Origin of the sequence: uncultured Psychrobacillus sp. (assembly GCF_938022135.1) — a bacterium.
Taxonomy (GTDB): Bacteria; Bacillota; Bacilli; order Bacillales_A; family Planococcaceae; genus Psychrobacillus.
Map to the genome: position 1 here is coordinate 1 of NZ_CALIED010000039.1, position 24,632 is coordinate 24,632.

Below are 24,632 nucleotides of genomic sequence, written 5' to 3' on the forward strand. Positions count from 1 at the left end.
TCACAATCTATTTATGTTCTTAATAGCCATTTGAAAGTTCCTTTGTTTATGTTTATAGTCACTATAAAAAAGAATTGTTAGTCAAAATCAACCAATAACTTTAACCAAGCTAAAATAATTTAAGGGAGAATCATATATTGAAAAGAGTAGACGTGGTATACGGCTTAATAACGGATAGGAATGAAGAAAATATACTAATGGTCAAAAATAAGGGGGCAGGCTGGACACTTCCAGGTGGAACAGTCGAGCATGGCGAGACATTGGAGCAAGCAATTAGGAGAGAAATTCAAGAAGAAACTGGTTTAATAACGGAAGTAGAGAGAGTAGTCGCACTAAATGAAGCATTTTTTACACACAAGGATAGCCAGGTATTGTTCGTAACCTTCAAAATGAACGTACTTAATGGAGAGTGTAGCATACAATATCCAGATGAAATAGAAGAGCTAAAATGGGTGGATCATGAAACCGCTAATAAATGGATGCCCTATCACCGAGGAGGAATAAAAAGCTTGTTAAATTCAGCAGCACCCTATACGTTTCAAAACAATTAGGAGGGAATGGAAGTGTTTCATTTATTTAAAAATATTAGTCCTAGCAAAGAAAATGTAGGAAGTAAGGTAGATAGGATACACGAGGACGATGACTTAGGAGTTGGCATACTCATCCACTTTACTCCAATAGCCACTTATATGTATTTATCTACCGATATACTTATAGAAAAAGGAGATACTTTGTATGATTCTAAACACAGAGAAATCATTGTAGAAGGCAACAGTGTATCTATCACTCTAAATAATAGAAGTGAAATCCCAGAGATAATTGATTTATATGGATTAAACAATTTGGATTTACCTTTAATCACTATAGAAGTAACATTATCCTATTAAAGGAGAATTAGGATGGTTATAAGAAAATATGGGGAACGCCCGGGATGGTCAAGAATTTTAAAAAGACGATATACTTTTGTAGAGATTAATTCCGAACAGTTTACGGGAGGGGCATCCCTTTTACATTTAGTAGAGACGGCAAAACCTTTATGGGTTAGTTATGATGCAAAGAAAATTTGTATTGTCGACCACGGGTATATGTGGCTGCAGCACTTTCCAACGGCAGAAAACTATACGGTAACGACCATGTTTGATCAAAACGGAAAAGTAGTTCAATGGTATATAGATATATGCGATAAACATGGTATAGACGATCAAGGTCCTTGGTGGGATGATTTATTTTTAGACATTATAGTCCTTCCATCCGGTGATTACTTTCTCGTGGATGAAGAGGAGCTTGAAGAGGCTTTACATTCTGGTCGAATAAATCAAGAGAAATATGAGTTGGCTAAACATGTAGCTCATAAAATCATGGATGAGCTAAAGGGAAATAACATGAACCTTTTAGGATTATCCGTACATCATAAAAACGAGCTGACAGCACTTCTTAAATAAAAGTGGGGATTATAATGAGAAAAGTTGAAGTTAAAGAGTTTTCAAAGAAATGGGCTACTGATTTCCAACAAGAATCAAAGTCTTTAAATGATATCTTCAAGGAAGAAATAGTAGAAATTCACCATATAGGGAGCACTTCTATAGAAGGGCTTTCTGCAAAGCCGATTATAGATATAATGCCTGTTGTCCGGGATATTAAACGAGTTGATGCTTACGATGAGCAAATGATTCAACTTGGCTATACCCCAAAAGGAGAAAACGGTTTACCAGGTCGACGCTATTTTCAAAAAGGGGGTGACAATCGAACTCATCATGTACATATTTATGAACAAGGAAATCCTGAAATAGAGAGACATCTTATTTTTAGAGATTATTTAAGAAAACATTCTGTGGAGGCAAAGAAATATGGTGAGCTAAAGAGAGCTCTTTCCCAACAGTTTCCTTATGATGTGGAGAGTTATGTTAATGGTAAGGACAAGTTTGTGCAATCATTAGAGGAAAAAGCTATGCGATGGAATAATAGAATTAAGTTGAATTTTCATAGAGCGTTTGGAGTGTATGGTATCTGTATACATGAAAACAAGCTTCTAGTTATTCAGAAAAATGGTGGCCCTTATATCAACCGCTATGACCTTCCAGGTGGGAATTTAGAAACAGGTGAATCGCTGCAGGAGGCAATTGAAAGAGAATTCTATGAAGAAACAGGGTTATTAATCGATGTGCGTAAACAGATTGGAGCAGCTGACTTTATTATTCACACCGATTGGAGAGAAGGCACGGCTGTACACCATGTAGCCGTTTTTTATGAAGTTGAGCATGTAGGAGGGTCGATATCTGAACCATTGCAGTTTGAAGGACAGGACTCACTAGGAGCTGTATGGATTTCGGAACAGGAAACATCGATGGAAAATTCCTCGCCCTTAGTCTTAAAGGCGTTTGAATGGTTGCGAACAAAAAAGATATCTGTTGAAGCTACTTATTATGAACAGTGGAAAGTTAAAGAAAACTGAAATAAGGAGAGGTTTTCGATGATGGGAAATAATTTTTTGAAGGCATTAGATTTAAAGTGCCCTATCATTCAAGCACCAATGGCTGGTGGAGTTACGACTCCAATGCTAGTCAGTGAAGTCTCCAATCAAGGTGCACTTGGAATGATTGGTGCAGGATATTTAAAGCCTGATCAATTACGAGTTCAAATAAATCAGATGAAGGCACTTACGAATGCAAATTTTGGAGTAAATTTGTTCGTTCCTGAGCATTTTGAATTGAATGAGGACCAGGTTGAAAAATCTAAGCAGCTAATAGACAATTATGCGCTCCTTTTAAATCATAAAATGAAAGAACCGGACTTACCTACAAAAGAAATTGAAAAGCAAACATATGAGGAACTACTAAAGATTGTTATAGAAGAAAGAGTGGCTGCTTGTTCCTTTACATTTGGAATTCCTTCCAAAAAAACGATTGAAAGTCTTAAACAAAACGGGATTATGACAATAGGGACAGCTACTACTGTGTCAGAAGCCGTAGCTATCGAACGGGCGGGGATGGACGCGGTAGTTGTACAAGGTAGTGAGGCAGGAGGGCATCGTGGGAACTTTTTAGTAGATTCCCCTAACAGCATGATTGGCTTAATGGCACTAATTCCCCAGGTTACTGATCAGGTGTCAATACCAGTTATTGCAGCAGGAGGAATAATGGACGGTAGAGGACTATCTGCCGCATTATGTTTAGGAGCAGATGCCGTACAAATGGGAACAGCCTTCTTAACAACCAAAGAAAGTGGGGCAAACCCAGTGCATAAACAAGCCGTACTGCAAGCAAAAAGCGAGGACATAGTGAGTACGAAAGCATTTTCCGGGAAGGAAGCAAGAGGAATTGAAAATCGTTTTATGAAAGAAATGCATGTACATGAAAACAAGCTACCGCCCTTTCCCGTCCAAAATGCACTTACACAAAACTTAAGAAAAGCGGCCACTCAGCAAAAAGACGCAGATTTCATGTCTCTCTGGTCGGGCCAAAGTCCAACATTAGCTAGAGAAGAAACGGTTGAACAGCTTGTTCGTCGTGTTGTAAATGAGGCTAACCTAATCTTAAATAGGTAGGCTTTAAGAAATATGGTGACATTAAATGAAATAGCTTTGTTAAATTTTTTGTTTGATTTTGACTAACAATTCTTTTTTATAGTGACTGTAAACATTATAAAAGTGATATTCAAATGATTATTAAGATCAAAAATAAATTATGAAATTGGAGTTCGTGACAGTTTTTCGGCTTAGTTTATGCGAGTAAATTTATTAGCAATTAATCGATGCATTAAAGCTGTTCCCATTTATTGGTTGGAGCGCCAGACGGCGACTCCTACGGGATGTGTGAGACAGATAAGACATCACAACCACGCGCGTAAGCGATGGGGGATGGCTTATCGCTCACCCCGAGGAAAGCGTCCGGCTGGGGCGAAAAATCAATTTAACTCTCTGATCTAAGATTTCTTTGCATCATAAGTCAACCCTAACCTTTTACATATCCAAATTATAAATTCAATTCATTTTATGAATAGGAAAGACAGTAATTCCGATTTTATAGTTGACAACCCTATAAGGATTAAAGGATTATAAGTAATGAAGGTTATCTGTTAGGTAATAGTTTTAAAACCTTTACATAGCATATAGAAAATAGTTTACTAGGAAAATAGGCGAGCTTACTTGTATATCAATAATGTTGAAAGTCTAGTCAGTTATGCTATAATATACAAGTTGTCAATATAATTAGTGAAAAACTGTCCTGTTAAGTTTCAAACTTTTAATATACAGGCTACTAAATTATTGTAATTTATTTATTGGAGGTAGAATAAATGTCAGTTAAATGGGAAAAACAAGAAGGAAATAATGGTCTTTTAACAGTTGAAGTTGCTGCTGATGTAGTGAACAAAGGTTTAGACCAAGCTTTTAAGAAAGTGGTTAAGCAAATTAATGCACCTGGTTTCCGTAAAGGAAAAATGCCACGCCCAATTTTCGAAAAAATGTACGGAGTTGAGTCTTTATACCAAGATGCATTAGATTTCATTCTTCCTGAAGCATATGCTTCAGCAATTGATGAGGCTGGAATCGATCCAGTAGATCGTCCAGAAATCGACATCGTAACTATGGAAAAAGGTCAACCTTTAGTGTTTACTGCTAATGTAGTAGTAAAACCAGAAGTAACTCTTGGCGATTACAAAGGTCTTGAAGTTACTAAGTTAGATCAAACAGTTACAGACGAAGAAATCGAAGAGCAACTTAAAGGGCATCAAGCTCGTTTAGCTGAATTAGTTGTAAAAGAAGATGCAATCGTTGAAGGTGACACTGCAGTAATCGACTTTGAAGGATTTGTAGACGGAGAAGCATTTGAAGGTGGAGCAGGACAAGATTATCCTTTAGAAATCGGTTCTAACTCTTTCATCCCAGGCTTTGAAGGTCAATTAGTTGGCGTTAAAGCTGGCGAATCAAAAGACGTAGAAGTTACATTCCCAGAAGAATATCATGCAGCAGAATTAGCTGGTAAAGCAGCAACTTTCAAAGTTACAGTTAAAGAAGTAAAAGGAAAAGAACTTCCTGAACTTAATGACGAGCTTGCTAAAGAAATTGATGCTGAGGTTGAAGGTCTTGAAGCTTTACGCACTAAGCTAAAAGAAGCAGCAACTGAAGAGAAAAAACAAATGTCTGAACAAAACCTTCGTGATGATCTAGTAGAAGCTGCAGCAGCAAACGCTACTATCGATATCCCAGAAGCTATGATCGAAACAGAAGTAGACCGCATGCTACAAGAATTTGGTCAACGTCTAGAGCAACAAGGTATGAACTTAGAGCTTTACTTCCAGTTCTCTGGTCAAGACGAAGCTGCTTTACGTGAGCAAATGACAGAAGATGCTAAAAAGCGTGTAAAAGTACAATTAACTATTGAAGCTATCTCAGAAAAAGAAGAGCTTCAATCTTCTGAAGAAGAGGTTAATGCTGAACTAGAAAAAATGAGTGCTCAATTCAATATGTCAGCTGATGATATTAAACGTGCACTTGGTGGTACGGAAGTTCTTGAAAAAGACCTTCGCTTCCAAAAAACTGTGGAATTCTTAGTAGAAAACGCTAAAATTTCATAATTACACATAACGCGTTATAATATAACAAGGTACAGCATCTGTCTGTGCCTTGTTTTATACATACATAACTTTTTTAGTATGGCGCTGTTGCTATCGTTGTCACTTGTATCTAGTCTGAATACTGCCTTGAGTAATGCAATCCGATGTTACAGCGTATATAGAATAAATCTTAAGCAAACTTATTATTTGATTCTGGACAAAGAATCTTGTAAGATAATGGCTTGAATAGGGGTGAATATTTTGTTCAAATTCAATGATGAAAAAGGGAACTTAAAATGTTCTTTTTGTGGCAAGCCACAAGAACAAGTTCGTAAACTTGTTGCAGGACCTGGAGTTTACATTTGTGATGAATGTATAGATCTATGTTCTGAAATAGTGGAAGAGGAACTTGGCACAGAAGAAGAAGTAGAGTTCAAAGAAGTTCCAAAACCAAAAGAAATTTTAGCTATTCTTGATGAATACGTAATTGGCCAAGAGCGAGCAAAAAAATCACTTGCAGTAGCTGTTTATAACCATTACAAACGTATTAATTCCAATAGTGTAATTGATGAAGTTGAATTATCTAAATCAAACATAGTTTTAATCGGACCAACAGGGAGCGGTAAAACTTTACTAGCTCAAACTTTAGCTAGAATTCTGAATGTTCCTTTTGCTATTGCAGATGCGACTTCATTAACAGAAGCTGGGTATGTTGGAGAAGATGTTGAGAATATCCTGTTAAAGCTTATTCAGTCAGCAGACTATGATATTGAAAGAGCAGAAAAAGGTATTATATATATAGATGAAATAGATAAAGTAGCTCGAAAATCTGAAAATCCTTCTATTACTAGAGATGTTTCAGGTGAAGGGGTACAACAAGCACTTCTAAAAATATTAGAAGGAACTGTTGCAAGCGTTCCACCACAAGGAGGACGTAAGCATCCTCATCAAGAATTCATTCAAATTGATACAACAAACATATTGTTTATCGTTGGAGGAGCATTTGATGGAATCGAACAAATTATTAAACGCCGTTTAGGTGAAAAAGTAATTGGTTTCGGTGCAGATCCAAATAAAGCAATAGTAGATGTAAAATCAGTATTATCCCAATTAATTCCTGAGGATTTACTAAAGTTTGGTTTAATCCCAGAATTTATAGGTCGTCTTCCAGTATTGGCTAGCTTAGAGCAATTGGATAACAATGCATTAGTACAGATTCTTACTGAGCCTAAGAATGCACTAGTGAAGCAATACCAAAAAATGATTGAGTTGGATAATGTTAAGTTAACATTTGAAGATGAAGCTTTAGTGGAGATTGCGAAAGAAGCTATTGAGCGTAAGACTGGTGCTCGTGGATTACGTTCTATCATTGAGAATACAATGCTAGACGTTATGTATGAATTACCATCTCGTGAAGATATTGTGGAATGTGTGATTACGAAAGAAACAATTACACAACACTCTCGTCCTAAGCTTTTATTGGAAGATGGGTCTGAACTTAAAGAAATAGACAACGAAAAAACATCGGCTTAATAGCCATTGAAAAAGCTGGCTTCCAAACTACGTGCACAGGCGCGAGCAAGGATGTCAGCTATTTCTCTTTATAACGTGAAATCTACCTCTTTTTATCCAGAGGATTTACTGTATTATTAGGATATATAAAGGATACAATATGATGGAGGTGACTTCCAAGATGGCAGAAAAGACGTATTACCCGGTATTACCCCTTCGTGGATTATTTATATTTCCTACCATGGTGCTTCATATAGATATAGGTCGCGAGCGCTCCATCGCCGCTTTGAATACTGCAATGGAACGTGAGGAAAAACTATTTCTTTCTGCTCAGAGGGATTTAGGTATTGAACAGCCAGTGCAAGAGGATATTTATGATGTGGGAATAATTGCACATATAAAACAAGTGGTTAAACTACCTAACGGAACGATGAGAGTTTTAGTGGAAGGTTTACAGCGTGCAATTTGGGATGAATATAAAGTGACGGATACAATTGATGAAGTTACTGTATCGGCTTATATTGAGCCTAAAAACGCTGATCAAGAAGATCAAGCTTTAATGCGTACTCTATTACATAATTTCGAAAAGTATTCTAAAGCTTCGAAGCACGTATCGGAGGAAACATATCGTTCAGTAGCTGATATTGAAGAACCAGGTAGATTAGCTGATATGATCGCAGCAGCTCTGCCGTTAAAGATTTCAGGCAAACAAGAGATTTTGGAAATTATGGATGTTAAAGAGCGCATGGAAACTTTAATCGTGCAGCTTTATAATGAACAAGAAATTTTGAATCTTGAGAAAAAAATTAACAATCGAGTTAAAAATGCGATGGAAAGAACACAAAAAGAGTTCTACCTCCGTGAGCAAATGAAGGCGATTCAAACAGAGCTTGGTGATAAAGAAGGTAAGACTGGCGAGGTTGCCGAGTTAAAAAAACGAATTGAAAAAGCAGGCTTACCTGAGTCTACTAAAAAGAATGTACTGAAGGAATTAGACCGTTATGAAAAGCTGCCAACTCAAGCTCCAGAAAGTGGAGTAATTCGTAACTATATTGAATGGATTGTCTCTATTCCATGGTCCAATTCTACAGAAGACCAGTTAGATATTAAACGCTCAGAGCAAATTCTAGATCGCGATCATGATGGATTAGAAACTGTTAAAGAACGTGTACTAGAATATTTAGCAGTTCGTCAATTGACTAAATCACTAAGAGGACCAATTCTTTGTCTGTCTGGGCCACCAGGAGTCGGGAAAACCTCATTAGCCAAATCTATTGCAGAGTCACTTGGTAGAAAATTCGTTCGTATCTCTCTTGGAGGGGTAAGAGATGAATCAGAAATCCGTGGACATAGAAGAACCTATGTAGGCTCTATGCCTGGTCGTATTATTCAAGGGATGAAAAAGGCAGGAACGATCAATCCGTTAATTCTCTTAGATGAAATTGACAAGATGTCCAATGACTTCCGTGGTGATCCTGCAGCTGCAATGCTAGAAGTGCTAGACCCAGAGCAAAATAACTCCTTTAGTGATCACTACATTGAGGAGACCTATGACTTATCCAATGTATTGTTTATTGCTACTGCTAATGATTTAAGCACAATTCCAGGTCCATTAAGAGACCGTATGGAAATTATATCAATTGCGGGATATACAGAAATTGAAAAGCTGTCTATCGCTAAAAATCACTTGCTACCAAAGCAGCTTAAAGAGCATGGATTAAAGAAAACTCAGCTTCAAGTGAAGGACGATGCACTTATAGATGTCATTCGTTATTATACTCGTGAGGCGGGTGTTCGTAGCTTAGAGAGAGTATTAGCTAATATTTGCCGTAAAGCAGCTCTGCTCATTGTTTCAGGTGATAAAAAACGAGTTACTATTTCCACAAAGAATTTGGAAGATACTATTGGTAAGCGAAAATTCCGTTATGGACAAGCTGAATCGGAAAATCAAGTAGGCGTAGCAACTGGTCTTGCTTATACAACAGTTGGTGGGGATACACTTCAAATAGAGGTCTCCTTATCAGCCGGATCAGGTAAATTACAGCTTACAGGTAAACTTGGAGATGTTATGAAGGAATCGGCTCAAACCGCCTTATCTTACGTTCGCTCTAAGGCAGCTGATTTCGGAATTGATCCTACCTTCCATGAAAATAAGGATATTCATATTCACGTACCAGAAGGTGCTGTTCCAAAGGATGGCCCATCTGCAGGTATAACGATTGTGACGGCACTTGTTTCTGCACTATCTAAACGACCAATTTTACGTGAGGTCGGGATGACTGGTGAGGTTACATTAAGAGGTCGAGTGTTGCCAATCGGTGGTTTAAAAGAAAAAACATTAAGTGCTCATCGCGCTGGCTTGACGACAATTATTTGTCCGAAAGACAACGAGCGTGATATTGAAGATATTCCAGAAAGTGTTCGCGAAGTATTAACATTCCATTTTGTTTCCGATGCTGAAGAGGTGCTTCAACTTGCATTAGAGGAGGCAAAATAAATGAAAATTCATAACGTCGAACTATTAATAAGTGCCGTAAGGCCAGCGCAATATCCAGAAGGTGACTTACCGGAATTTGCGCTTGCTGGGCGCTCCAATGTTGGAAAATCTTCGTTCATCAATAAGATGATTGGGAGAAAAAGCATGGCTCGTATTTCTTCCAAGCCAGGTAAGACACAAACACTGAACTTTTATAAGCTAGAAGAAGATCTGCTATTTGTCGATGTACCTGGATACGGATATGCAAAGGTATCAAAATCGGAACGTGCCGCGTGGGGTAAAATGATCGAAACTTATTTTACCTCCCGTGAGGTTCTAAAAGGTGTGCTATTAATAGTGGATTTAAGACATCCACCTACTAAAGATGATTGTATGATGTATGATTTCTTAAAGCATTACAACATTCCATGTATCGTAATCGCTACAAAGGCGGACAAAATTCCTAAAGGAAAATGGGACAAACATAAGAAGATTGTAAAAGACGAACTTCAAATGGATAAAAGCGATCCACTAATTGTTTTCTCTTCCGAAACTGGGCTAGGATTCGATGCAGCTTGGAAGGAAATCGAAACTAGAATGTAGTATTTTCATATACACTTTTTTTGCCTTAAATTAAGTCGTTAATAAGTCTAGATAAGATTAAAAAAGATTAATTGGGGAATACCATCCTTAGTTAATCTTTTTTTGTGCGAATTAATCAAACTATTATTACTGAGTAGAGAATCATGTTATTTATATCCTTTTCATGAATTAGATAAAGATTGATTTTCACTCTAGGCGGACGCTTTCCGCGGGGTGAGCGATAAGCCATCACCCATCGCTTACGCGCGTGGTTGTGATGTCTTATCTGTCTCACTCATCCCGCCGGAGTCGCCGCCTGCCGTTACAATCAATCACAGAGAATGTCCATCTCGAAAAGGTAAAAAAAAAACTATGTTTAAGATTAATTATTTTTTTATAATAAAAAGTGAAAATGATTTCCGCTCACAATGCTCAAACTTTATAATGGAAAAATTAAATTGAATAGTTAATCTTTTATAAACTTGGACAGAATGTTTGTATATGCGAATAGTTTTTGCTATTATTAATTTATAATAATTCTAAATAAGATTTCATAGCTTGTTCACAAATGTCGAATTCTCTACTTGTGAACCTATGCTATAATAGGTCTTATGAAATGAACGTGAAAGGGTGACATGACTCCATGCACACACTAGTGGTAGGTGTCAATTATCGTACTGCACCTGTTGAGATTCGTGAAAAGCTTTCTTTTGTTGAAGCTGAGCTTCCAAATGCGATGCAGGCGTTACAAGAACAGAAAAGTATTTTAGAAAACGTTATTGTGTCTACATGTAACCGTACTGAAATTTACGCTACTGTAGATCAATTGCATACAGGAAGATACTATGTTAAACAATTTCTAGCAAATTGGTTCGATATCCCGATGGAGAACCTTTCTAGATATTTATTTATTCATGAAGATAATGAAGCAAATAATCACTTATTCCGTGTTACTGCTGGAGTCGACTCCATGGTTCTAGGGGAGACTCAAATTTTGGGACAAGTGAAGAAGAGCTTTTTAAATGGGCAAGAAAATGGGACAACTGGCACGATATTTAACCAATTATTTAAACAAGCAGTGACGTTTGCGAAACGTGCTCATGCGGAGACATCTATTGGTGAAAATGCAGTATCTGTTTCTTATGCGGCAGTTGAGTTAGGTAAAAAAATATTTGGTTCGTTAAATCATAAGCACGTGGTCATTCTAGGTGCCGGGAAAATGGGCGAGTTAGCTATCCAAAACCTACATGGTAGCGGGGCTGAAAAGGTAACCGTTATAAATCGTACGTATGAGAAAGCAAAGGAGCTTGCTTCTAAATTTGCTGGAAATGCTAAGCCGATGGATGAACTTCAATGTGCATTATTAGAGGCGGATATTCTTATCAGCTCTACAGGTGCTACTGAATATGTAATTGACCTGGAACTAATGCAGTTCGTAGACCGTTTACGTAAAGGGAAGCCTTTATTCATGGTAGACATTGCTGTACCGCGAGACTTAGATCCACGTATCGGTGATTTACCAAACGTGTTCTTATATGATATTGATGATCTTCAAGGAATTGTAGAAGCGAATCTTGCAGAAAGAGAACGTGCTGCAGTCCAAATCAATAAAATGATTGAGACAGAAATTGATCAGTTTAATGAATGGGTAGCTACGCTTGGAGTAGTGCCAATCATATCTGCATTACGTCAAAAAGCTAACAGAATTCAAATGGAAACAATGAGTTCTATTGAAAACAAGATGCCGAACTTATCTGATCGTGAACGAAAAATATTAAATAAACATACGAAATCAATTGTTAATCAGCTTTTAAAAGAGCCAATACTACAAGCTAAAGAGCTTTCTACGTCTAAAAATCCAGGTGAACAGCTTCAATTATTCCAACAGATCTTTGGTATTGAGGATGATGTAAAGAAGGAAGTAGAAAGCCAAGCTGAAAAAGCAAAAATTAATTTGAAGCAAGCGTTAATGCATCAAGATTTAAAAGAGAACTTAACGTTCAATTAATCTAAAGGAGGTGTTTTTGTATCTTTATGGAAACTAGAGAGATATAAAAACGCCTTTTTTGTTGTACAAAGGGAGAAATTTATATGGCTGATTTGACGATGACACGGCTCCACGAGATTATGGTCGTCCTTCAATCCGTTAGCCTTGTCTTCTATTTTATAGATTATCTTAATAAGGATCGGCAAGTTCATCGCTTGGCGGTAGGGCTTCTTTCCATCGTCTGGCTACTTCAAACGGTGTTTTTAGTGTTGTATATGGTTGAAATGAAGCGCTTTCCAATTTTATCGTTGTTTGAAGGGATTTACTTTTATGCGTGGCTCATTATTTTGCTTTCCTTAGTCATGCAGCTAGTATTCAAATCAGATTTGCCTGGATTCTTTTTAAATATTATTGGTTTCATATTTATGACTATCCATACATTTGCCCCGAGTCAATTGGAGCAATCTCCAGTGGGTGATGCACTCCGATCGGAGTTATTATTCATTCACATTACATTTGCATTTTTAGCATACGCAGCATTTGCTTTATCGTTTGTTTTTTCTATTCTTTATTTGATATTGTATAGAGTGTTGAAAAAGAAAAAATGGACAAAGCAATTTAGTAGATTACCTTCACTACAGCATGCGGAAACAGGAATGACTCTGTCTATTATTACTGGAATACCTTTATTGTTTGTAAGTCTCGTTCTTGGGTTACAATGGGCTTATATATCTTTAAATGAGTTTTCTATATTTGATTTTAAGATTGTTAATTCCTTTATTCTATTAGTTCTATATATTGTCGTTCTTTTAATAAGAAAGGGTGTACGATATAAAGGAACGAATTATGCGTGGATTCACGTATATGCATTTTTATTTGTTATAATTAATTTTTTACTAGGTAGTCAATTATCACAATTCCATTTTTGGTATTAAGAAAGGTAGCGTGTTTATGCGTAAAATTATTGTAGGTTCAAGAAGAAGTAAATTAGCTCTAACACAAACGAATTGGTTTATCCAACAAATGAAAGATATGGGCGCACCATTTGAGTTTGAAATAAAAGAGATTGTTACAAAGGGAGATCAAATCTTAAATGTAACACTTTCCAAAGTTGGAGGGAAAGGTCTATTCGTTAAGGAAATTGAGCAAGCGTTATTTGACAAGGAAATAGATTTTGCCGTACATAGCATGAAGGATATGCCATCAGTCTTGCCTCCTGGCTTAGTAATGGGATGTACTCCTAAGCGTATTGATGAACGTGATGCTTTCATTTCTACAGGACATGTGAAGCTAATGGATTTACCTAAGGGAGCTATTGTAGGGACAAGTAGTCTACGCAGAAGCGCTCAATTACTATTATTACGTCCAGATATCGAGATTAAGTGGATACGAGGCAACGTGGATACAAGGCTGCAAAAGCTTCAAGATGGAGAATATGACGCTATAATCTTAGCAGCAGCTGGACTTAAACGACTTGGCTGGAGTGACGAAGTAGTAACAGAGTATATTTCCGTTGAGGATTGTGTTCCAGCGGTAGGGCAAGGGTCATTGGGAGTTGAATGTCGTGAAGATGACAAGGAGCTTCTAAATGAGCTTCAAAAACTTTCAGACAAAGAAACTTGGGATACCGTTCTTGCTGAACGTACATTTTTAGCTGCTATGGATGGCGGATGTCAGGTTCCGATTGCAGGGCATGCTGTTATGAATGGCAATGAGATTACGTTCACTGGACTTATTGCAGCACCAGATGCATCTGTTGTGTACAAAGAAGTAGTATCTGGAACAAACCCAGTAACAGTAGGGAAAGAAGCGGCACGAATTTTAACGGAACAAGGAGCTTTCGATTTAATCCAAAAGGTTAAGGCTGATTTAAATGTTTAAAAATTCACCTCTACAAAATGAGCATATCATTTTTACAGGGGTGAATAGATCAGATGAGGCAGCAAACCTTACTGCTAGTTTAGGAGGGGTTCCCTATGTGGCACCCTTCATAGCTACTAAGGAAATTGTGGAGCCCGAAGACAAAGATAAACTCTTAAACAGTAAAACTTACCAATGGTTTATATTTACGAGTCAGGCTAGTGTAGCTGCTTTTCATCAAAAGATGCTTACCTATCATTTAGGTGTAGAAGCTTTTCACGTTAAAATGGCCGCTGTCGGTTCAAAAACGGCGTCAGCTCTCGAGAAAATTGGATTTAAAATAGATTTTATGCCGACTACCTTCAGTGCAGATGTTTTTATTAAAGAATTTCCACGGGTAGCAGCACCGGAAGATACATGTTTGTATTTCCGAGGGAATCTTGCAAAAAATACAATTACAGAGGGTCTGGTCAATTCAGTTGATGAATGGACAGTCTATGAGACCGTGATGCTAGAAGATAATGTAGAGATGGTGAAGGAGCTTTTAACTAGTGGGAAAAGCTGCTCGGTAGTGTTCACAAGTCCTTCTTCGGTGAATGCCTTTCATCAAACGATTGGCAAGGATTTAGGCTATAATAGCTTTACCGTGTGTGCTATTGGTCATATAACGAAAAACCATTTAAAATCATTAGGTGTTACCGTGCAGGTAATGCCTAAAACCTATACTTTAACAGAGGTAGTAAATGCGCTAGCTCAATGGAAGGGATGAATGTAATGACAGACTTATATTTTCAACGTCACCGCCGTTTAAGACAATCGGCTGGTATTAGAGCAATGGTAAAAGAAACTTACTTACATAAAGAGGATTTAATCTATCCAATTTTCGTTATGGATGGAGAGAATATTAAAAATCCCGTTAACTCCATGCCGGGAGTTTTCCAATTTTCATTAGATCGTTTAGGTGAAGAAGTAGATGAGGTCGTTTCTTTAGGAATCCCATCCGTTATTTTATTTGGTTTACCTGCAACAAAGGATGCGGAGGGAACTCAGGCGTATCACGATCATGGAATAGTGCAAAAGGCAATTCGCTTCATCAAGGAACGTCACCCAAACTTAGTTGTTATAGCTGATACTTGCCTATGTGAATTTACGGATCACGGTCACTGTGGAGTAGTAGATGAGCATGAAAGAATACTGAATGACCCATCATTAGACTTGTTAGCAAAGACAGCTGTAAGTCAGGCTCAAGCTGGAGCAGATATTATTGCACCTTCTAACATGATGGATGGATTTGTAACTGCTATTCGTCAAGGATTAGACAGAGCTGGTTTTCACGAGGTACCGATTATGTCGTATGCAGTTAAATACGCATCCGCTTATTACGGTCCATTCCGTGAAGCGGCAGATGGAGCTCCTAAATTTGGAGACCGTAAAACTTATCAAATGGATTATTCTAACCGAATGGAAGCTATACGCGAAGCCACTTCTGATATCGAAGAGGGAGCAGATTTCTTAATCGTTAAACCTGCATTAGCGTATTTGGATATTATTCGTGATGTTAGAAATAGCTTCGACGCCCCTATTGTGGCATATAACGTAAGCGGAGAATATGCAATGGTGAAGGCTGCTGCCATCAATGGCTGGATAAACGAAAAAGAAACAGTTTTAGAAACGTTAACAGGAATGAAACGTGCTGGAGCAGATATCATCTTAACGTATCATGCTAAAGATGTAGCGCGTTGGTTGGAGGAGAAATAATGTCTAAATCATACAAATTATCTAAAGAAGCATTTGCAGAAGCAAAGGACTTAATGCCAGGTGGCGTAAATAGTCCGGTTCGTGCGTTTAAATCGGTCGACATGGATCCGATTTTCATGGAAAGTGGAAAAGGCGCTATCTTGAAAGATATTGATGGTAATGAATACATTGATTACGTACTTTCTTGGGGACCACTTATTTTAGGTCATACGGAGCCTAATGTCGTGAAGGCAATTCAAGATGTAGCTGCAACTGGGACTAGCTTTGGAGCATCTACGTTAGTTGAAAACAAACTTGCAAAATTAGTTATGGAGCGAGTGCCATCTATTGAGATGGTCCGTATGGTTTCCTCTGGTACAGAGGCTACTATGAGTGCTTTGCGATTAGCTCGTGGTTACACTGGCCGCAACAAGATTTTAAAATTTGAAGGGTGCTACCATGGACATGGAGACAGCCTGCTTATTAAAGCCGGTTCTGGTGTTGCTACACTAGGTCTTCCAGATAGCCCAGGTGTTCCTGAGTCGATTGCTAAAAATACGATTACGGCACCTTATAATGACATTGAGAGTGTTCGCTACGTGTTTGAAAACTTTGGTGACGATTTAGCAGCAGTTATTGTGGAGCCAGTGGCAGGTAATATGGGAGTTGTGCCTCCAATTGAAGGATTCCTCGAAGCATTGCGTGAATTAACAGAGAAAAATGGAACAGTTTTAATCTTTGACGAAGTAATGACTGGTTTCCGTGTGGATTATAACTGTGCACAAGGACATTTTGGTATTACTCCAGATTTGACTTGTCTAGGTAAAGTAATCGGAGGTGGCCTACCAGTAGGAGCTTTCGGTGGGAAACGGGAAATCATGGAAATGATTGCACCGGCAGGATCTGTATATCAAGCAGGTACCCTATCAGGGAATCCTCTGGCGATGACAGCAGGCTATGAGACATTATCACGCTTGAACGAGGATACGTATAAGTATTTCGTAAAGCTTGGTGACATGCTTGAAAAAGGGTTCAGAGAAGCTGCAAGCAAATACAACATTCCTCATACAGTAAATCGTGCTGGTTCTATGATCGGCTTCTTCTTCACTAATGAAAATGTAGTGAATTATGACGTAGCTAGAACAGCAGATTTAGACTTATTCGCAAAATACTATCGTCTAATGGCTGAGGAAGGAATCTATATACCACCTTCTCAATTTGAAGGAATGTTCCTTTCCACTGCGCACACCGAGGAGCATATTGAAAAAACAATTCAAGCCTTCCATACAGTGTTTGAAAAGTTAGCTCGATAATAAATATTGAACAGACAAACGTTCTAAGCAATTAGAATGGCTTGTCTGTTTTTTTATTCTCTTTTATATTTACAAATAGCTGTAAGAAGAGGCGAAACTCCTTGAAAGAAAGCGAAGACTGGGGGTAAAACTTTTGAAAAGCTGGCATATTCGTATGGTATTTTTCATATTTTCTTACGTTGAAACATAATTTGTCCTATATGAAGGAGGATGAAAAATGGAAGTTAAAAGTTGGGAAGTTAAGGAACAGTTCTGTTTTCCGCAAAGCTTTGGAGTGCCTAAGGAAGTAAAGACAATTAATGTAACCCCTCAGTATTTTCATGAGGAAATGGACAACATGGTGCATATCAACGGTATTTATCATATTACTTGTCACGTGGAGTTTGAGGAAGGTGAAGTGGAGCATCACGCAACAAGTGAATTTACGGAAATCGAAGACCTAGATTTAAACGGTGAGCTTGGTTATTTTGAATATGCGGTACCGATGAGTGTAGAGATTAGTAAAGATAGAATACAAGCCGAAACGTTACCGACAGTAAGTATAGAAACTATAAATTGCAAGGCAGAGTCAGATGGTATTGAAATCGTATGGCTAGTCAATTGTGAATATGAAACGCATCGTCCTAAAACGGAGGAAGTAGTAGCAGAGGTAAGACAAGAAATGATTGAAGAAGTAGAAGAAACCCTAGTATTAGAGTCTAGTAGCCATAGAGAGGCCTTTGTAAGTAATGAACAGCAGTCCCCACGTACGGTACAGGAACCAGTTCAGGAGCAGACTAATGTGACGATTAAAAATAGAGAAGTGGAAAGCCCGGCTGAGGATGATTCTGAGCTACAGTTTATTTTTAATTTGGAGGATGGTTATACCAAGCTTTCCTTTCCATCAAATAATGTCCTTAAATAATAGAAAACCAAGAAATGCTAGAAATACTAGCAAGAGAAAATCCCATGTTGTTGGAACAATTAAAACACGAACAAGTTGAAAGCAACCGATTGGTATAATGATTCCTTTCACGTAAAAACGAGTTCTTCGTAACCAGTCGGGCAGTAAATAGGGGTTGTATCCTCTTTTCATAGTGTTTTCCTCCTTTCACAAGACTATGCTTGACGGCATATAATAATATCCTATACAATAAAAACAACTATATATGGATGCTATGAATGGGAAGAGTAAAATGACACGGTTATCTAAAGAAAGGAAACAATTTGCTGAAATGTTTCCGTTAGCCACCATTTGAAGGTAGCCCAAGAGCAGCTTTTGTGAACTAACAGTAGCAATTGCCGGTTTGAAGCCGTTATCTAATTGAGAGCGTGATGTGTTATATTGCATCTGCGAATAAAGGTGGTACCGCGAACAAACTCCTTCGTCCTTTAGTGATGATAGGAGTTTTTTTATATTCTTTTTTAAGGAGGAAACGATATGACAAATGAGACAACGATGTCAACCAAGTATGATCCGCAGTCAATCGAAAAAGGCCGCTATGAATGGTGGTTAAAAGGTAAATATTTTGAGGCGCATCCAGAAAGTGAAAAGGAACCATATACCATTGTGATTCCACCGCCTAACGTAACAGGGAAGCTACATTTAGGTCACGCCTGGGATACAACTCTTCAAGACATTATTATTCGCATGAAGCGTATGCAAGGATATGACGCTCTATGGCTACCAGGAATGGACCATGCAGGTATCGCTACACAAGCAAAGGTAGAAGAAAAATTACGTGCTGACAATATTTCGAGATATGACCTAGGTCGTGAAAAATTTGTGGAAGAAACTTGGAAATGGAAAGATGAATATGCAGGACATATTCGCAAGCAATGGTCAAAACTAGGTCTAGGCTTAGACTATTCTCGTGAACGCTTCACTTTAGATGAGGGTCTTTCCAATGCAGTAAAGGAAGTATTTGTTAAGCTTTATAACAAAGGCTTGATTTACCGCGGGGAATACATTATCAACTGGGATCCTGCTACAAAAACAGCACTTTCTGATATCGAAGTAATTCATAAAGATATACAGGGTGCATTCTATCATATGCATTACCCACTTGCAGATGGTACTGGTTCGATCGATGTTGCAACAACTCGACCAGAAACAATGCTAGGGGATACAGCGGTTGCAGTACATCCTGAAGATGAGCGCTACAAACACTTAATCGGAAAAACGGTGAAATTACCAATCGTTGGCCGTGAAATTCCAATCGTAGCAGATGATTACGTAGATATGGAGTTTGGTAGTGGTGCAGTTAAAATTACACCCGCTCATGACCCGAACGACTTTGAAATAGGTAACCGTCATAACCTAGAGCGTATTTTAGTTATGCATGAAGATGGTTCAATGAACAAGAATGCAGCTAAATATGAAGGAATGGATCGCTTTGAATGCCGTAAACAAATCGTAAAAGATCTTCAAGATGCAGGTGTTTTATTTAAAATTGAAGAGCATGCACACTCTGTAGGCCACTCTGAGCGAAGCGGAGCAGTAGTTGAGCCTTACCTTTCTACTCAGTGGTTTGTAAAAATGCAGCCACTTGCAGAAGAGGCGATTAAGCTTCAAGAATCAGAGGGTAAAGTAAACTTTGTACCGGATCGTTTTGAAAAAACGTATTTACGTTGGATGGAAAATATACATGACTGGTGTATCTCACGTCAGCTTTGGTGGGGACACAGAATTCCAGCTTGGTACCATAAAGAAACTGGAGAAGTGTATGTTGGGCATGAGGCTCCAGCAGACGAAGAAAATTGGAAGCAGGATGAAGATGTACTAGATACATGGTTCTCCTCTGCTTTATGGCCTTTCTCTACGCTAGGCTGGCCGGATGTAGAAAACGAAGAAATGAAGAAGTATTACCCAACAAATGCCCTTGTTACAGGTTATGATATTATATTCTTCTGGGTGTCACGTATGATATTCCAAGGAGTAGAATTTACAGGAACTCGTCCATTTGATGATGTATTAATTCATGGTCTTGTTCGTGCAGAAGATGGACGTAAGATGTCTAAATCCCTTGGAAACGGTATTGATCCAATGGACGTAATTGATAAATACGGAGCAGATTCACTACGCTATTTCTTAAGCACTGGTTCTTCTCCAGGACAAGATTTACGTTTCTCAGTAGAAAAAGTAGAGGCCGTTTGGAACTTTGCCAATAAAATCTGGAATGCTTCACGCTTTGCGTTGATGAATATGGATGGATTGAAATACGAGGAAATTAATTTAGATGGGAAAAAATCCGTTGCAGATGCTTGGATCCTAACTCGTTTAAATGAAACAATCGAGCAAGTTACAAGACTTTCAGAGAGATATGAGTTCGGCGAAGTTGGTCGTGCCCTATACAACTTCATCTGGGATGATTTCTGTGACTGGTATATCGAAATGTCTAAGCTTCCACTAAACGGAGATGACGAAGAAGCGAAGCATATGACTCGCTCGGTTCTAGCATACGTATTAGACAACACGATGCGTTTATTGCACCCATTTATGCCTTTCATAACAGAAGAAATTTGGCAAAACCTACCGCATGAAGGCGAATCGATTACAGTAGCGGCATGGCCGACAGTGAACGAAGAGCTTTCTGATCAAAGCCAAGCAGCAAGCATGAAGCTACTTGCAGAGATCATTCGCTCTGTTCGTAACATCCGTTCAGAGGTACAAACACCGATGAGCAAAAAAGTACCGTTATACATTTCTGCAAAAGATGCAGATACGCTAGCAGTACTAGAAGCAAACGCAAAATACTTAGAGCGTTTCTGTAACCCAGAGCCTCTAGTAATCGGTCAAGACCTAGATGATCCGGGCCAATCGATGTCAGCAGTAGTAACAGGTGCTCTTTTATACCTTCCATTACAAGGCTTAATCGATATTGAGGCTGAAAAAGCACGTCTAGAAAAAGAATTAGAAAAATGGGCAAAAGAAGTGAAGCTAGTTCAAGGGAAACTATCCAATGAACGCTTCGTATCAAAAGCTCCTGAGGCAGTAGTAGCCGAAGAGCGTGCAAAAGAACAGGACTACCTGGAAAAACACGCAACCGTTCTAAAACGTATCGAGGAATTAAATAGCTTGTAAAAAAGTAAGTGTAGCCAGAACCGATGAGGTATCTGGCTACACTTTTTTATTGGGAGTGGGGTTTTGATATATTGCCGAGATGGAACAAAGGTGAGTGGGAAGTATTGTGAAGATGGTACAGAACCTTGCAGAGACGGGAGAGAACCTTGCGGAGACGGAGTAGAATCTTGCAGAGACGAGGTAGAACCTTGCGAGTGATAATGTGAAGCGGTAATGGAAAACGTATTAAAGAGATGGCAAAAAGAGTTGGGCGAACGGGTCGGAAGTGTTGCAGAAAAGTGGCAAAGTGTTGCGCGAAAACTCGAAGGTATTGCGGGAAATAAAAGTGTTGCGGGGAATAGAGAAAGAGTTGCGTAAACGGTCGGAAGTGTTGCAGAAAAGTGGCAAAGTGTTGCGCGAAAACTCAAAGGTGTTGCGGGAAATAAAAGAGTTGCGGGAAATAGAGAAAGAATTGCGCGAATGGCTGGAAGTGTTGCAGAAATAAATGGCTACATAAACAAATAAAAGTACATCAAGCTTAACGCTCGATGTACTTTTTTAATTGCTCATCCATATAATTCATAATTGGTATAGCGATATCCGTCTGGGTTGTTTGATAATATGATCTTGCTCCAACTGGATCCTCTAATTCATTGAAAAGCCATCTGCCGTCGGGTAGAAGTAAGAAATCAATTCCTACGTAATCGCTTTTAATGGCTTTTGCTATTTTAATTACATCTGCCTCTTGAGTTGCAGAGAGCTCATATTTTTCTACAGTTCCACCTAGCGTAAAATTGGATTTAAAGCTATTTGGAGCACCGATTCTTTTTACTGCTCCAATTACCTCGCTACCTAGCATAAATACTCTTACATCGGTAGCATTCGTTTCTACATAAGCTTGAGCGATAATGGTCTGGGATGAAAAGTCATTTAGAAATACATCCGCATCTTGTGCTTCGGTAAATCGTTCTACTTGCATCCCCCCATGCCCGCCAGTGGTCTTAAGTACAACTGGATAATCGCGAATGTCTTGAACGGTGTTAATTTTATAAGTTGGAACTGTAGCGATTCCAAGCATTTGGACTAGCTGGATTGCTTTCCATTTATCATTAGCAATGACATTGACCTCTGATCGGTTGAACATGGGAACACCCCGTTGCTCTAGCTTTTTTGAAAGCTCAGGATTCCTTGCTCGGAAGAAAATGAAATCACAATCCGGAAATTCAGTTTGATTATCATCTATAACGGTAAGAGAATGGCCATGCGTTTTTGCTGCTTGGATTAGCCGATCTATAAAGCTTTGATTTCGCTCAATCTCTTTATATTCATATATCAATAGGCCGTTCATATAACAACAGCACCAATTTTAGATAAAATGTAGTTGATCATCGCATCTCCTACGTTAATGCCTGTGACGTTATAAATGTTACGTATATGGGCTACTCCGTTAACTTCACATACTAAGGGCTCTTCATTTTCCCCAAATAGAAGATCTACTCCTGCGAACTCAGCATTCAGTGCAGTAGCAGCTTGAATAGCTACTTCCTTTTGTCTTTCTGTTAAAATAATTTCAGTTGCAGTTCCACCATTAGTAATATTAGCGCGGAAATCTGTAGCTGATTGGCGATGCATGCAAGCAACGACTTGTCCACCTACCACATTCACCCGTATGTCTCTTCCTCTGCTAGATTCAATAAATTGCTGGAAGACATACTCTACACCCTTAAGTTCTTCTACTTTATCAAAGAACTGCTCTCTTGTTTCTATTAGGTATACACGCTGACCAAAGGAGCCATGCGCTTCTTTAATGATCATTGGCAGTTGAAGTATTTGCAGCACTTGTTCGTAATAGCCTGTATGCATAATAGTGAATTCAGGATAAACTTTTGGTGCTATGATCGTTATAGGCATTGGTACATCAGCTTTTGCTAGCTCGAGATATTGATGTGCTTTGTTATCACAAATCTCAATTACACTAGGATCATTGAACACTGGTATGCCCGCATTCTTCAGATATTTCGCAAGCAAAATATCTTTATCAAGAAAGACGACAAAATCAGGCCTCGCTGATAAGCTTTCATGAACATTCATTAGAAGTTCATAATTCTTTACTAAAATAGCTTGTAAGCCTTTTTTCTCTGCGGCTTCTTTAAGGAGGAGAGCCTGATCGAGAAACTTATCATGTGTAAGACTACCATTGTAAATGATCCAACAAGTTTGCATAATTAAATGACCTCCACGGGTACGTGTTATAATGTGTTCACAAGAAGTTTAGCAGAAAAGTAACCAAGACGGAATAGGGTGAATGACTTGGAAATAAAAAAATTTAACAATTATAAGATAAAGTGGAATATTAATAGTGAAACTATGATTAAACCTGGTCTGGATAGGATAAAAAAGGCTCTAGATTTGCTTGGAAATCCTCAAGATAAACAAAAAATAATTCATGTTGCCGGAACAAATGGGAAAGGTTCAACGATTGCTTTTATGAGAGCGATCGCATCTGAACATAAACTCAAGTACGGAAGTTTTACATCTCCCTGTTTAATTGACGTACATGATCAAATTCAACTGAATGGTAATAATGTGACAGAGGCTCAAATGGATCACGCGTTTGGACAGCTAGTGAATGTGGGTATTAGTGGAATGCTTACTGACTTCGAACTGTTAACTGTTGTTGCTTTTATAGTCTTTGCAGAACAAGATTTGGATGTAGTATTTATAGAAGCTGGTATGGGTGGAAGATTTGACAGCACAAACGTGATTAAACAATCAGTAGCGGTTATACCTAGTATTTCTATAGATCATACTAATTTCCTTGGGGAAACAATCGAAGAAATTAGTTGGCACAAAGCAGGAATAATAAAAGATCATGGCAAATTGATATTAGGGGATACTTTACAGTCTTCTAAAGAAGTTATATGGAAAGAAGTAAATAGTCAAAATGCACAGCTGATCGAGATAAATAAAGATTTTCAAATTCGTAAAAACAGCTATAATTATAAAAACTATGCATTTGAGGAACTAACCCCTCAGATGTTAGGGAAGCATCAGCTTTCTAATATGGCCCTTGCCATTACTGCTATGATAGAAACTGGTTTTATATTAAATGAAGAGAACGTTAGAAAAGCAGTTAGAAAAGCTTCACTCCCTGGTCGAATGGAAAAATGGAATGACCATGTTTACATGGATGGAGCACATAATCAAGCTAGTATAGATGCACTCGTTGATACCATTAAGCAGTATTTTCCTAACGAACGTATTCACTTTATTATTGGTATTTTAAAAGATAAAGATTATAAATATATATTAAGTAGACTAGAAGAAGTTGCGACTAGCTTTGAATTCGTTGACTTCAAACATGAACGTGCTTTAGACGCTACTACATTATTTAACCACTGTACACATAGTGATAAACGTGTAACTAAAGATATCCATTTGATAGACCTACATAAACCTAAAAAAGAAAGTGTGACTATTGTCTCAGGGTCATTGTATCTAATTACTGAATTAAAAGGAATAAACAGTTAAAAGGTAATTTTAATTATTCAGTTTATATATGTTATAATC

The 24,632-nt window shown here is 38.2% G+C and carries 23 protein-coding genes and 1 other annotated feature; of the genes, 20 read left to right on the plus strand and 3 right to left on the minus strand.

Annotated features, from left to right (window positions below; translation table 11 throughout):
• Nucleotides 1-137 precede the first annotated feature (137 nt).
• The 16 genes from Q0371_RS08355 to Q0371_RS08435 all read left to right on the plus strand — a co-directional run bounded on the left by Q0371_RS08355 (nucleotide 138) and on the right by Q0371_RS08435 (nucleotide 17,924).
• Nucleotides 138-551: an NUDIX hydrolase gene (locus Q0371_RS08355; RefSeq protein ID WP_298470251.1), complete on the plus strand. Its 414-nt coding sequence runs from the start codon at nucleotides 138-140 to the stop codon at nucleotides 549-551.
• Between the two features lie 12 nt (nucleotides 552-563).
• Nucleotides 564-887: a hypothetical protein gene (locus tag Q0371_RS08360; protein ID WP_298470253.1), complete on the plus strand. Its 324-nt coding sequence runs from the start codon at nucleotides 564-566 to the stop codon at nucleotides 885-887.
• 12 nt (nucleotides 888-899) lie between these two features.
• Nucleotides 900-1,442: a DUF402 domain-containing protein gene (locus Q0371_RS08365; RefSeq protein WP_298470255.1), complete on the plus strand. Its 543-nt coding sequence runs from the start codon at nucleotides 900-902 to the stop codon at nucleotides 1,440-1,442.
• Nucleotides 1,443-1,456: 14 nt separating this feature from the next.
• Nucleotides 1,457-2,452 carry a GrpB family protein gene (locus Q0371_RS19205; protein ID WP_366518570.1) on the plus strand — a complete coding sequence of 332 codons (996 nt, stop codon included), beginning with the start codon at nucleotides 1,457-1,459 and terminating at the stop codon, nucleotides 2,450-2,452.
• An 18-nt stretch (nucleotides 2,453-2,470) separates the two neighbouring features.
• Nucleotides 2,471-3,544 (plus strand): nitronate monooxygenase family protein, encoded by a 1,074-nt coding sequence (locus tag Q0371_RS08380; protein WP_298470257.1) that lies wholly within the window; start codon nucleotides 2,471-2,473, stop codon nucleotides 3,542-3,544.
• Nucleotides 3,545-4,293: 749 nt separating this feature from the next.
• On the plus strand, nucleotides 4,294-5,574 hold the full coding sequence (gene tig, locus Q0371_RS08385) for a trigger factor (RefSeq protein ID WP_169359863.1): 1,281 nt from the start codon (nucleotides 4,294-4,296) through the stop codon (nucleotides 5,572-5,574).
• 240 nt (nucleotides 5,575-5,814) lie between these two features.
• Nucleotides 5,815-7,086: an ATP-dependent protease ATP-binding subunit ClpX gene (gene clpX / locus Q0371_RS08390; protein ID WP_251553451.1), complete on the plus strand. Its 1,272-nt coding sequence runs from the start codon at nucleotides 5,815-5,817 to the stop codon at nucleotides 7,084-7,086.
• Nucleotides 7,087-7,246: 160 nt separating this feature from the next.
• Nucleotides 7,247-9,562 carry an endopeptidase La gene (gene lon, locus Q0371_RS08395; RefSeq protein WP_169359865.1) on the plus strand — a complete coding sequence of 772 codons (2,316 nt, stop codon included), beginning with the start codon at nucleotides 7,247-7,249 and terminating at the stop codon, nucleotides 9,560-9,562.
• Nucleotides 9,563-10,144, plus strand: a complete 582-nt coding sequence (gene yihA, locus Q0371_RS08400) for a ribosome biogenesis GTP-binding protein YihA/YsxC (RefSeq protein ID WP_169359866.1) — start codon at nucleotides 9,563-9,565, stop codon at nucleotides 10,142-10,144. It begins immediately after the preceding gene.
• Nucleotides 10,145-10,766: 622 nt separating this feature from the next.
• Nucleotides 10,767-12,131, plus strand: a complete 1,365-nt coding sequence (hemA, locus tag Q0371_RS08405) for a glutamyl-tRNA reductase (protein WP_169359867.1) — start codon at nucleotides 10,767-10,769, stop codon at nucleotides 12,129-12,131.
• A gap of 83 nt (nucleotides 12,132-12,214) precedes the next feature.
• A complete protein-coding gene (ccsA, locus tag Q0371_RS08410; RefSeq protein WP_169359868.1) occupies nucleotides 12,215-13,045 on the plus strand; it encodes a cytochrome c biogenesis protein CcsA in 831 nt (276 codons plus the stop codon).
• A gap of 16 nt (nucleotides 13,046-13,061) precedes the next feature.
• Nucleotides 13,062-13,991, plus strand: a complete 930-nt coding sequence (gene hemC, locus Q0371_RS08415; RefSeq protein WP_298470261.1) for a hydroxymethylbilane synthase — start codon at nucleotides 13,062-13,064, stop codon at nucleotides 13,989-13,991.
• Nucleotides 13,984-14,739 (plus strand): uroporphyrinogen-III synthase, encoded by a 756-nt coding sequence (locus tag Q0371_RS08420; protein WP_298470263.1) that lies wholly within the window; start codon nucleotides 13,984-13,986, stop codon nucleotides 14,737-14,739. The genes hemC and Q0371_RS08420 overlap by 8 nt, the downstream gene beginning before the upstream one ends.
• Nucleotides 14,740-14,744: 5 nt before the next feature.
• Nucleotides 14,745-15,728 carry a porphobilinogen synthase gene (hemB, locus tag Q0371_RS08425; protein ID WP_298470265.1) on the plus strand — a complete coding sequence of 328 codons (984 nt, stop codon included), beginning with the start codon at nucleotides 14,745-14,747 and terminating at the stop codon, nucleotides 15,726-15,728.
• Nucleotides 15,728-17,020, plus strand: coding sequence for a glutamate-1-semialdehyde 2,1-aminomutase (gene hemL, locus Q0371_RS08430; RefSeq protein WP_298470267.1), 1,293 nt, complete (start codon nucleotides 15,728-15,730; stop codon nucleotides 17,018-17,020). Before hemB ends, hemL begins: the two co-directional genes overlap by 1 nt.
• Nucleotides 17,021-17,237: 217 nt before the next feature.
• A complete protein-coding gene (locus Q0371_RS08435; RefSeq protein ID WP_298470269.1) occupies nucleotides 17,238-17,924 on the plus strand; it encodes a hypothetical protein in 687 nt (228 codons plus the stop codon).
• On the opposite strand, the gene Q0371_RS08440 is transcribed toward Q0371_RS08435, so the two are convergent.
• Nucleotides 17,904-18,095, minus strand: coding sequence for a hypothetical protein (locus Q0371_RS08440; protein WP_169359874.1), 192 nt, complete (start codon nucleotides 18,093-18,095; stop codon nucleotides 17,904-17,906). The two genes, Q0371_RS08435 and Q0371_RS08440, sit on opposite strands and share 21 nt — an antisense overlap.
• A 73-nt stretch (nucleotides 18,096-18,168) precedes the next feature.
• Nucleotides 18,169-18,395: a binding site (T-box leader), on the plus strand.
• Between the two features lie 45 nt (nucleotides 18,396-18,440).
• On the opposite strand from Q0371_RS08440, the gene Q0371_RS08445 reads away from it, so the two are divergent.
• The 3 genes from Q0371_RS08445 to Q0371_RS08455 all read left to right on the plus strand — a co-directional run bounded on the left by Q0371_RS08445 (nucleotide 18,441) and on the right by Q0371_RS08455 (nucleotide 21,567).
• Nucleotides 18,441-21,083: a valine--tRNA ligase gene (locus tag Q0371_RS08445; RefSeq protein ID WP_251553455.1), complete on the plus strand. Its 2,643-nt coding sequence runs from the start codon at nucleotides 18,441-18,443 to the stop codon at nucleotides 21,081-21,083.
• A gap of 63 nt (nucleotides 21,084-21,146) precedes the next feature.
• Nucleotides 21,147-21,281 carry a hypothetical protein gene (locus Q0371_RS08450; protein ID WP_298470271.1) on the plus strand — a complete coding sequence of 45 codons (135 nt, stop codon included), beginning with the start codon at nucleotides 21,147-21,149 and terminating at the stop codon, nucleotides 21,279-21,281.
• Nucleotides 21,282-21,372: 91 nt separating this feature from the next.
• On the plus strand, nucleotides 21,373-21,567 hold the full coding sequence (locus tag Q0371_RS08455; protein WP_298470273.1) for a hypothetical protein: 195 nt from the start codon (nucleotides 21,373-21,375) through the stop codon (nucleotides 21,565-21,567).
• Nucleotides 21,568-21,600: 33 nt separating this feature from the next.
• On the opposite strand, the gene Q0371_RS08460 is transcribed toward Q0371_RS08455, so the two are convergent.
• Complete coding sequence (locus Q0371_RS08460; RefSeq protein WP_298470275.1) at nucleotides 21,601-22,410, minus strand: ATP-grasp domain-containing protein; 810 nt, start codon at nucleotides 22,408-22,410, stop codon at nucleotides 21,601-21,603.
• Nucleotides 22,407-23,285: a RimK family alpha-L-glutamate ligase gene (locus tag Q0371_RS08465; RefSeq protein ID WP_298470277.1), complete on the minus strand. Its 879-nt coding sequence runs from the start codon at nucleotides 23,283-23,285 to the stop codon at nucleotides 22,407-22,409. The genes Q0371_RS08460 and Q0371_RS08465 overlap by 4 nt, the downstream gene beginning before the upstream one ends.
• 87 nt (nucleotides 23,286-23,372) lie before the next feature.
• Here Q0371_RS08465 and Q0371_RS08470 point away from each other — a divergent pair, with 87 nt between their 5' ends.
• Entirely contained in the window at nucleotides 23,373-24,593 is a 1,221-nt protein-coding gene (locus Q0371_RS08470) for a folylpolyglutamate synthase/dihydrofolate synthase family protein (RefSeq protein ID WP_298470279.1), read from the plus strand.
• Nucleotides 24,594-24,632: the final 39 nt, after the last annotated feature.